The sequence below is a fragment of the Acidovorax sp. SUPP950 genome, assembly GCF_030158935.1.
Classification (GTDB): domain Bacteria; phylum Pseudomonadota; class Gammaproteobacteria; order Burkholderiales; family Burkholderiaceae_C; genus Paracidovorax.
In genome coordinates, this window is the sequence record NZ_BQXE01000001.1 from 730,960 (window position 1) to 740,595 (window position 9,636).

General features: G+C 70.4%; 11 protein-coding genes. 7 read left to right on the top strand and 4 right to left on the bottom strand.

Features of this window, described 5'->3' with window-relative positions; genetic code table 11:
• Positions 1 to 47: 47 nt before the first annotated feature.
• Together AVME950_RS03535 and AVME950_RS03540 are read left to right on the top strand one after the other, a co-directional pair.
• Positions 48 to 1,292, top strand: a complete 1,245-nt coding sequence (locus AVME950_RS03535; RefSeq protein ID WP_502869358.1) for an MFS transporter — start codon at positions 48 to 50, stop codon at positions 1,290 to 1,292.
• Positions 1,293 to 1,427: 135 nt separating this feature from the next.
• Positions 1,428 to 1,685 (top strand): hypothetical protein, encoded by a 258-nt coding sequence (locus AVME950_RS03540; protein WP_272564030.1) that lies wholly within the window; start codon positions 1,428 to 1,430, stop codon positions 1,683 to 1,685.
• Between the two features lie 80 nt (positions 1,686 to 1,765).
• Here AVME950_RS03540 and AVME950_RS03545 read toward each other — a convergent pair whose 3' ends face one another.
• Positions 1,766 to 2,698, bottom strand: coding sequence for a M14 family metallopeptidase (locus tag AVME950_RS03545; RefSeq protein ID WP_284428781.1), 933 nt, complete (start codon positions 2,696 to 2,698; stop codon positions 1,766 to 1,768).
• A gap of 211 nt (positions 2,699 to 2,909) precedes the next feature.
• Here AVME950_RS03545 and AVME950_RS03550 point away from each other — a divergent pair, with 211 nt between their 5' ends.
• A complete protein-coding gene (locus AVME950_RS03550; protein WP_284428782.1) occupies positions 2,910 to 4,583 on the top strand; it encodes a hypothetical protein in 1,674 nt (557 codons plus the stop codon).
• A gap of 82 nt (positions 4,584 to 4,665) precedes the next feature.
• On the opposite strand, the gene ylqF is transcribed toward AVME950_RS03550, so the two are convergent.
• Positions 4,666 to 5,679, bottom strand: a complete 1,014-nt coding sequence (ylqF, locus tag AVME950_RS03555; protein WP_284403458.1) for a ribosome biogenesis GTPase YlqF — start codon at positions 5,677 to 5,679, stop codon at positions 4,666 to 4,668.
• An 80-nt stretch (positions 5,680 to 5,759) separates the two neighbouring features.
• On the opposite strand from ylqF, the gene AVME950_RS03560 reads away from it, so the two are divergent.
• Positions 5,760 to 6,005, top strand: coding sequence for a hypothetical protein (locus AVME950_RS03560; protein WP_272564034.1), 246 nt, complete (start codon positions 5,760 to 5,762; stop codon positions 6,003 to 6,005).
• Between the two features lie 14 nt (positions 6,006 to 6,019).
• Positions 6,020 to 6,349 carry an oxidoreductase-like domain-containing protein gene (locus AVME950_RS03565; protein WP_349817225.1) on the top strand — a complete coding sequence of 110 codons (330 nt, stop codon included), beginning with the start codon at positions 6,020 to 6,022 and terminating at the stop codon, positions 6,347 to 6,349.
• Between the two features lie 43 nt (positions 6,350 to 6,392).
• Here the strand turns inward: AVME950_RS03565 and AVME950_RS03570 are convergent, their stop codons facing one another.
• Positions 6,393 to 7,082 (bottom strand): LysR family transcriptional regulator, encoded by a 690-nt coding sequence (locus tag AVME950_RS03570; RefSeq protein WP_284428783.1) that lies wholly within the window; start codon positions 7,080 to 7,082, stop codon positions 6,393 to 6,395.
• 152 nt (positions 7,083 to 7,234) lie between these two features.
• On the opposite strand from AVME950_RS03570, the gene AVME950_RS03575 reads away from it, so the two are divergent.
• The gene (locus AVME950_RS03575) at positions 7,235 to 8,146 is read left to right on the top strand and encodes an NADP-dependent oxidoreductase (protein WP_284428784.1); all 912 of its coding nucleotides are present in this window, start codon (positions 7,235 to 7,237) and stop codon (positions 8,144 to 8,146) included.
• A gap of 135 nt (positions 8,147 to 8,281) precedes the next feature.
• The gene (locus AVME950_RS03580) at positions 8,282 to 9,061 is read left to right on the top strand and encodes an SDR family oxidoreductase (protein ID WP_284428785.1); all 780 of its coding nucleotides are present in this window, start codon (positions 8,282 to 8,284) and stop codon (positions 9,059 to 9,061) included.
• Between the two features lie 66 nt (positions 9,062 to 9,127).
• Here the strand turns inward: AVME950_RS03580 and AVME950_RS03585 are convergent, their stop codons facing one another.
• Positions 9,128 to 9,592 (bottom strand): DUF6678 family protein, encoded by a 465-nt coding sequence (locus tag AVME950_RS03585; protein ID WP_284428786.1) that lies wholly within the window; start codon positions 9,590 to 9,592, stop codon positions 9,128 to 9,130.
• Between the last annotated feature and the right edge of the window lie 44 nt (positions 9,593 to 9,636).

Consider the following 9,636-nt stretch of genomic DNA (forward strand, 5'->3'; position numbering starts at 1 on the left):
ACTCCATCCCATCACCTTCGCGCCCGCCTCCGAGAATCCCGCACCGCATGCCACCCCGTACCCTGCCCGCCACCCCATCCTCCTCCCGCCCTGACACCTCGGCGGGCCTGTCCACCCCCGTGCTGCTGCTGATGGCGGTGGCCTGCGGCCTGTGCGCGGGCGCCAACTATTTCAACCAGCCGCTGCTGCACTCCATCGCCGTACACCTGCAGGTGTCCGAAGGCACGGCCGCGCTGACAGTCACCTTCGCGCAGGTGGCCTACGCGGTCGGCTTGCTGCTACTGGTGCCGCTGGGCGACAAGCTGGAGCGGCGGCGGCTGATCGCCACGCTCATGGTGCTGGCGGCGGCGGGGCTGTTCCTGAGCGGGTTTGCCGACCGCTTCGCGCTGCTGGCGCTGGGCACGCTCATGACCGGGCTGTTCTCGGTGGCCGCCCAGGTGCTGGTGCCCATGGCGGCCGCGCTGGCCGCGCCCGGGCGCAGCGGGCAGGCCGTGGGCCTGGTGATGAGCGGGCTGCTCACCGGCATCCTGGCCGCGCGCAGCGTGGCCGGCCTGCTGTCGGGCCTGGGCGGCTGGAACCTGGTCTACCGCGTGGGCGGTGTGGCCATGCTGGTGGTGGCCGCGGCGCTGTGGTTCGCCCTGCCCACGCTGCGCAACCCCCACCCGCCGAGCTACGGGCAGGTGCTGCGCTCGCTGGGCACGCTCGCGCGGCGGCACCCACGGCTGCGCAGCCGGGCGCTGCTGGGCGGGCTGTCGTTCGCCTCGGTGAGCGTGCTGTTCTCCACCATGGCCCTGATGCTGGCCGGCCCCGCCCACCGCCTGGACGATGCGCAGATCGGGCTGGTCGGGCTGGCGGGAGTGGCCGGGGCGCTGATGGCCAACGTGGCCGGCCGACTGGCGGACCAGGGGCGCGAGCAGCTCACCACCCGCGTGTCGGTGCTGCTGGTGCTGGCCAGCTGGGCGGCGCTGTGGCTGGGGGGCACGTCCATCGTGTGGTTCCTGGTGGGCATGCTGGCGATCGACCTGGCGCTGCAGGGCGTGCACATCAGCAACCAGAACGTGATCTACCAGTTGGCCCCCGAGGCCCGTTCGCGCCTGAACGCGGTCTACATGACCACCTACTTCACCGGGGCGGCGCTGGGCTCGGCGCTCGGCTCCGCCGCCTGGCAGCGCGGCGGGTGGAGCGCCGCGTGCCTGGCCGGCGTGGGGGTGGCGGGGCTCAACGCCCTGGCGATGGTGCACGACGCCCGGCTGGCGCGGGGTGCGACGGCTTCGGCCGCGCCACCGGCCTGACGCCTTCGGGCGGCGATTCTTGCACCGCAGCAATTCGGGAACGGGTCCGACACGCCGGCCCTGGCGCCTGCCATGTAATGGGTTTCAGCTGCGCGGGTTCCGTGCAGCCCCCGCAACCCCGAGGAGGACCATCCCATGAAGCAACACGCCACCATCCGCGGAGAAGTCACGTACCGCGAAGGCGACGGCATGCCGATCGCCATTCCCGAGGGCCCGGTCGAACTCGCCCACGCCCCCGACAGCGTGACACTGAGCTGGACGGCGGACAACGACGCCGCCGGCCTGGCCGCCATGCCGCGCGACCAGTACGAGCTCTACGTGCAGGACGGCAAGATCCTGCCCAAGGGCGGCCAGGCGGAGCAGGAAGACCACGTGGCCCCGGCCAGCGCCTGACCTCCCCCGCCATTTCATGACCCAACCGCTGCAGCGGCGGCCGCCCCCGCCGCCGCTGCACGCCATTCTCAACTTCAGACTCAGGGCACGGGGCGGGTGAGGTACACCGCCTCGCGGCCCACGATGGGCGCGCGCGTGGGCATCATCACCGTGCAGCCGTCGCACAGCGCGCGGATCTCCTGCGCGCCGTCGGTGGCGATCAGCTCGCCCTCGGCAAACACCTCGAACCCCACCAGCGGCCGCGTGAAGCGGAACTCCGGCGTCGTCACCATGCAGGTTTGGAGCAGCTCGTAGCGGCGCTGCGGACCGGGCGCAGGGCGCTCGCGTTCGATCAGCCCGAAGTACCCCAGAAAATCCAGCGCCGCCGTGGTGGCCACCTCGCCCGCGGAGTGCAGGAAGTGCTGCCCGCACTCGACCACCAGCCCGGTGCCCGCGCCGCCCGCCTCGCCCAGGCGACCATGCTGGATCAGCGGCGTGCCCGACCCCAGCCCGCTGGGCATGAGCAGGTGCACGCCCGGCCGGCCGATGGCGCAGGCCACTTCGGTATTGCGCGAATAGGCGGGGTACACCCAGAACGGCTCCACGTCCTGGCTGGTGGAGTGGATGTCCAGCACGTGGTCGGCCGCGGCCACCACGGGGCGCAGCTCGCGCGCGCGGCGCATCTCGATGCTGTCCAGGCTGCCGTCCAGCTCGGCGGCCGACCACACGCGGTTGAGGTTGTGGTCGATCTGGCGGCTGTCGAACGGCCGGCTTTCGTCGAACGATTCGTAGGCCTGCACGTTGGCGAAGCTGATGGTGAGCGTGCCCTTCAACGGGCGCACGCCGCTGTCCAGCAGGTGCGTGGCGGCCACCATGCCGCAGATCTCGTTGCCATGCGTGAGCGCATTGATGAGCACGTGCGGCCCGGGCTGGCCCGAGGCGAAACGGTGCACGTAGGGGATGCCGGTGTTGCCCTCGCGGTAGGCGGACAGGTCGCGGGGCAGGACTTCGAACAGGGGCGGGGTGAGGGTCATCGCGGTGCGGCGGAGGGCGCCATCGGCTGCGGCGGCCCGTCCGGGGTGAAGGTGGTGGGGAAGCCGGCCATCGTAGCCGCACCGCGCGGCCTTTGCAGGGCCCGGCGCGGTCCCCGTCACGCCATGCCGGACACCGGAATGGGGCTCTTGTACGATCGCCGGCACCGGCCCGCGCCTTTGGGAGCGGTCCGCGCAACCCACCCCCCTGTCCATGACCCCGCCCTCCATCACGTGGCTCCCACTCGCGCAAGCGCATGCGCGCTGGCCCGGTGGCTGGCGCGAGGCATTGGCCAGGGCGCGCGGCACGGCCCCGCCGCTCGCGGACGCCAGCCGGGTGTGCTGCGTGGAGGGCCCTCTGTCGCTGCCCGAACTGGCCTGGGATGGGACAGCGCCCTGGCCGCCCGGCACGTGGGCGGATGCCTTTGCCCTGCCTGCCGGCGCCCCCGCGCCCGCGCTGCTGCTGGTGCACGGCGACCTGCACGTGGCGGGCGCCGTCACCGCCCCCGCACCGGGCATGGCCGCCCCGGCCTTGGTGGTGTGCGGTGATGCGCACTGGGGGCATGCGGTGTTGGAAAACCTGCCGGTGGTCATCACCGGCGACCTGCAGGTGGACGGGCTGCTGTGGGGCGGCGGTGCCGATCCGGCCGAGGCGGGGGCGACACGGCCCGGCCTGGACGTCGGCGGCTCGCTCGGCGCACAGGTGGCGCTGTTCACCGGCGGCTATGGCCTGCGCACGGGCGGCGAGGACCGGGTGGCCTACCCCTTCGGCGCCCCGTTCGGCGGCCACGACCTGGCGGCATTCTCTGCGGAGCCGCTGGCCGCCGTCTTCGATCCGGCGTGCCTGCACGGCCTGGCCGTGGGCGAGGACGGCCGCCTGGGCGCCCTGCCCGACCGCGCCGCCGTGCGGGCCGCGCTGCAAGCCGGCCGGCCCGTGCTGCGCAGCCCCGACGCCATCGCCGCCGACCTGGCGAGCGACACCGCGCTGTGCCCGGGCGGCGCCATGCACGCCAACCACCTGCGCCAGCTACTGCGCTCCCGCCTGCTCGATGCCGCCCACAAGAAAGCCACCGGCTGGTTCGGCCAGACCGACTTCCTGCTGTGCCGCCAGCATGTGGACGACGAGGGCGACACCTACGGCGACGGCCTGTTCATGACCGTGTGGAAGACCTGGGACTTTCACCTGTCCATCGACGATGGCACCGCACGCCAGGGCTGGTGGCAGCGGCTGACCGCCCGCCTGCGCGCGCCGCCACCGCCCCGCAGCGACGGCCTGGCCGTCATGCACCGGCGCTATGCCGCAGGCGTGCCCGGCCCCTGGGAACCGCTGGCCGAGGATGGGGACCCCGCCGCGCTGCAGGCCTGCCTGCACGCATGGCACGGCGTGCTCGACCATGCCCGCCGGGCAACGGCCCAGTCACGCGCCGGCCACCCCGTGTGGCGGCGGCTGGAGGCGGCGTTGTCCCCCGCGCGCATCGAGGCACTGGCGCGGTTGCCCGTGTTCACCGAGCAATACAACGACTGGTGGGGCAGCGAGCGCAACGGCTGGTGGGAGGGCGACGTGTGGGTCGGCGTGCGCCAGCCCTGCATGCACCAGGGCGAGCCCTGGGGCCTGGCCCTCAAGCTGAGCTGGCGCAACGGCACCGAGGCGCCGGGCGACGCGCCCGACGACGCACACGCCGCCTACCAGCTGGAGATCGAGGCCGCCGCCCCCGGCGCGCCGCCGGTGGTGCGCATCACCTGCGCCCAGCGGCAGTCCGATCCGCGCCACCCGCTCCCGCGCCACGCCGTGGACCACGCGGCCCGCCTGCTGCGCTGGTTCACGGTGCTGGAGCAGCGCCTGCATGCGGCGCACGGGGGTACGGCGCAAAGCGGTAACGCCCCGTGATTTGCTATAGATTTAATAGCAACACAGGCAATCGATACTAGGGCATGGGCCCGTTTTGACTCAAAACCGGCAGGCCTGGGCGTCAATCCCCGCCGCCGTCCCCGCCCCCATCGCCATCGCTCTCCGGCGCCTGCGAATCGCCCTGGCCATTGCCATCGTCGCCGCCCCGGCTGCCGCGCTTGCGGCCCCGGGCTTCCTTCTTGGCGGCGCGCAAGGCTTCCTGCCGGGCGCCCTCGGCCTGCCAGACCTCGAACTCCTCGGGCGTCTCCAACGTGATGCGGCCCAGGATGGCGGTGCGGAAGTCCGTCATCACCAGCTCGGCCGCCTTTTGCAGGTTGACGCGGCCGCCCGCCATGATGGCGCCGCGCTTGCGGGCCACGGCCTCCAGGATCTCTTCGTCCTGCAGGTTGCCCACCGCGCCCGCGGGCAGGCCCAGCTTGTAGCGCGCCTCCATCAGCGGCACGTAGTGCTGCTTGAGATAGCCGATCAGTTCCAGCGCCACCTCCTCCTCGTCGTAGGCATTGCGGCCGATGGCGCCGCTGGCGGCCAGCTTGAAGCCGCTTTCGGGCACGGTGATGCGCGGCCACAGCATGCCGGGCGTGTCCCACAGGTAGAAGTCGTCGGCCAGCGTGATGCGCTGCTCCAGCTTGGTGATGCCGGCCTCGTCGCCCGTCTTGGCCTGGCTTTTCTGGCTGAGCGTGTTGATGAGCGTGGACTTGCCCACGTTGGGAATGCCGCAGATCAGCACCCGCATTGGCTTGGCCATGCCGCCGCGCTGCGGTGCCAGTTGGTGACAGGCGTCGATGAGGCGCCGCGCCGGCGCGGGCTCGGAGGCATCGAGCGCGATGGCGCGCGTCTCCGACCGGGCGTTGTACCAGTCGAGCCACAGCGGCGTGCGCGCGGGGTCGGCCACATCCTGCTTGTTGAGCACCTTGACCGCCGGCTTGTGCCCGGTCAGCTCGGCCAGCAACGGGTTGCTGCTGGAGCCGGGCAGGCGCGCATCCAGCAGTTCGATCACCACGTCGATGTCCTTGATGCGCTCGCCGATCGCCTTGCGCGTGAGGTGCATGTGACCGGGAAACCACTGGATGGCCATGGAGAGTCTTTCGCTTTTTTGAGGGGGTTCGAGGGCGACAAGGATAATCGGCCCTGTCTTCACCTTCCGCACTGGCCTACATGCCCCTTCCCCCACCCCCCGTTCACCGCCCCGATCAGAAGCACGACAAGGAGTTGCTGTTCAAGGGCGTGACCTGCGCGCTCATCGGCCTCATCGTGCTGCTGGCACCCTACGTGGCGCGGTCGTCCAGCGTGGCGGACATGATGCGGCAGGCCTCCCTGGTGGGCTGGTTCGCCCTAGTGCTGGGCGGCGCGTTCCTCGTGCGCTACGCCATGCGCCGCTATGGGGGCCGCCGGCGCTACTGAGGGGGAGCAGCGACTTGACGCAGGAAGCCGCCGCCCGCGGGCCGGCCGCCCCGTTCCCGATCGCTGCGGTGCCCGCCCCCGCGGTCGACCTGCCCGGGGCGCGAGCGATGTTCGCCACCTTGATCGAGCGCGCTGCGGCGCGGGCCGTCGCGCTGCGCCCGCCCCCGGCCGAACCCACCACCTGCTGCGGCCGCGGCTGCAACGGCTGCGTGTGGGAGGGCTTTTACGCCGCCGCCGAGTGGTGGCGGCAGGATGCGCTGGAGGCGTTGCAGGCCGCAGCCTCTGCCGTCGCGCCCTCCGGGCCGACGGCGCGGCCATCCAGCCGCAGCGCCAACGATTTTTAGCTTCCGCGCCCGATGGCCTTGCGCGCTTTCGCGCATGCCCACCTCAGGCGAAATGATCGCAGAGGAAATCCACGAAGGCGGTGACCTTGGGGCTCACGAGCCGGCGTGATGCGTGCAGCACCCAGCCTTCGGGCTGGGCCCCCTGCACCACGCCCCATTCGACGATGCGCCCGGCGGCCAGGTCCGGCGCCACGGCGGTCCGGGGCACCAGGGCCGGGCCTGCGCCCGCGAGCACCGCGTTGCGGATGAGCAGCGGGGTCGAGTAGCGCAACAGGGGCTTGGGCAGGTAGGTGCGCACGCTGCCGGCCGGGTCGACCACCGTCCAGGCCCCCGCCACGGTGCGGCCCGTGCGCATGACCGCCGGGAGTTCGATGCCGCCACCGGGTGCTGCGGCATTCGCTGGCGGCAGGGGCCAGTCCGGCGGCGCGACCAGCAGCAACGGTGTGCTGACGCGCAGCACGCCGCGCGGCCGGCCAATGCCGGACTTCAGCTCATCGACCACCTGCGTGATCTCGCCGAAAGGATCGGCCGTGCGCGAATGCAAGAGGGCGCCCTCCGGCGTCAACTGCAATTTGCGGGTGCCCCGCTCGACGAGGCGCACGCCCAGGGCGTCCTCCAGCGCCCGCACCCGGCGGGACAGTGTGGCCTTCGGCACGCCGCTGGCGCGGCTGGCGCTGCCAAACCCGCCGTGGGTCGCCACCCGGTTGAAATCGGCCAGTGCCGTGATGTCCATGCTTTGTTCCATTGACGAGACGCCATGTCCAGATTTCTCGGACTATGCACCATTCATGAGCCACTGAACAATCACGGCGTGGGCAAGCAGTGGCCGCCAACCGGCCCGCTTCACTGCCCGCTCCCTTCACCCCATCAGCAAGGAATGCCCCCATGAAAGCAGTACGGTTTCACCAATACGGTGGCCCAGAGGTTCTGGCCATCGAAGACATCGCGAAGCCCGCGCCCGGCCCCGGCCAGGTGCGCATCGCGGTCAAAGCCGCAGGCGTCAACCCGATCGACTGGAAACTGCGGGCCGGCTACATGCACGCGATGATGCCCATCGCCATGCCCGCCGGCAGCGGGTTCGACGCGGCAGGCATCGTCGATGCCGTGGGCGAAGGCGTGTCCGGCGTGGCCGTGGGCGATGCGGTCTTCGGCAAGGGCATCGACACGATGGCCGAATACGCCGTCCTGCAGGAATGGGCCGCGAAGCCCCAGGGGCTGTCTTTCGAAGAAGCCGCAGGCTACCCGGTCGCGGTCGAAACGGCCGCGCGCATCATTGCCGAAGTGGGTGTGAAGCCGGGCGAGACGCTCCTGGTCAGCGGCGCCGCCGGGGGCGTGGGATCGGCCGTGATCCAGCTGGCCAAAGCCGCCGGCATCCGCACGATCGGCACCGCCAGCGCCGCCAAGCACGACTACCTGCGCTCGCTGGGCGCCACCCCGACGACCTACGGGCCCGGGCTGGCCGATCGCGTGGCCGCCCTGGCGCCGCACGGCGTGCAAGCCGCACTCGACATTGCCGGCTCTGGCGTCATTCCGGAACTGGTGGCGATCACCGGCAACGCATCGAAAGTGCTGTCGATCTCCGACCTGTCGGCCCCGCAACACAGCGCCAAAACCTCGTTCGAACCCATGGACGCGGCCCTGGCCAGCAAGGCGCTGGCGGGTGCGGCATCGCTGTTCAACGCCGGCGCATTCACCTTGCCGGTCGAACAGACCTTTCCGCTGGACCGCATCGCCGACGCGCATGAACTCAGCGCCCAAGGCCACGTGACCGGACGGCTCGTCATCACCATGCACTGACGGATCGCAGGCCGGGCCCTCACGGCCTGGCCTCTTTCAACCCCATCGATTTCCCCAGCGGCGCCTGGAAGACTGCGTGCGGAATCCAACAACCGTCAATCTCCACCTTCAACCGTCAGGCAACAAGGCCACACCATGGACATCAGCAACAACACCGTCCTGATCACCGGCGGTTCGTCCGGCATCGGGCTGGAACTGGCGAAGCAGCTTCTGCACCTCGGCAACACCGTGATCGTCACCGGCCGCAACCCCGCCAAGCTGGCGGCCGTGAGCCGTTCGCTCCCCGGCATCCACACCCGGGTTTGCGACGTGGCCGATCCCGTGTCCATCCGCGCGATGCACCAGACGCTGCCCCAGGAGTTTCCGGCACTGAACGTCGTCATCCACTGCGCCGGCATCATGCGAAAGATCAATCTCCAGAGCCCCACGGACGATCTGCAAGGCCTGACCCAGGAGGTCGAAACAAATCTGAAAGGCACCCTCTGGGTCAACCAGATGTTCCTGCCCCACCTGAAAAAACAGCCGCGCGCGGCGATCGTCAACGTGTCTTCGGGGCTGGCCTTCGTGCCCATGGCCATCGCGCCAATCTACTGCGTGACCAAGGCGGGCCTGCATGCCTATACACGGTCGCTGCGACTGCAGCTCAAACGCACCCGCGTGCAGGTCTTCGAGCTGGCGCCACCGGGCACGGATACCTCGCTGTTCTCGGGCGATTTCACGAAGGAAGATGTGGGCGGCGTCACCCCGATGCCGGTCGAAACCCTGGTGAAGCATGCCTTGGCCGGGCTGCGGAAAGACAGGCTCGAGATTCGGCCGGGGTTGAGCAACGTCTTGAAGATCGCATCGCGCATCGCACCGAACTTCATGTTCGCGCAGCTGGGCAAGTCAGTGGATTTGATGATGCGGGACCATTGAGCCGGGCGAGCGATCTTTGCCGCCAATGTGTTCAACGGCGCGGCCAGGGCCTTTCCCGTCCACCCGTCAGACAGCGCTCGACTCCGGTGATGGACCGCCGCCCCTCTCACGCCAATCTGGCTGCGGCCCAGGCCGGGTATAGCCCCACACCCGAACGACTCCCGCTTCCACGGAATAGGGAATGCGGTGGCGCTTGAGGACCCCTTGCAGCCACTGTGCCGAGGCCGCTTGAAGCTCGATCCACTCCCACTCCGCGACCGGATGGAGGTGGTAGTAGAACTCACCATCCCATCCGGTACAGGACCCCGGTGGCGCGAAAACGCTGCGGCCCCGGAACTGGGGATGCTGCTCGACCGGTGCCGCGAGCATCTCGGCACGCAGCTCCGCCCATTTGGTGTGATTGAGTGCCGGATACAGCTCCCCGCGCTGGACCATGGCTGACAAGCGCTTCATGTCTTCATCGGTTGGGCGAGGCATTGCCTTGCTATCCCATTTGCGCAGACGGGTCACATGGCCCTCCGAAATTTCCATCGTTCAGTCCAATCGCAGGCAACGATGCACGCCACGATAGCGAC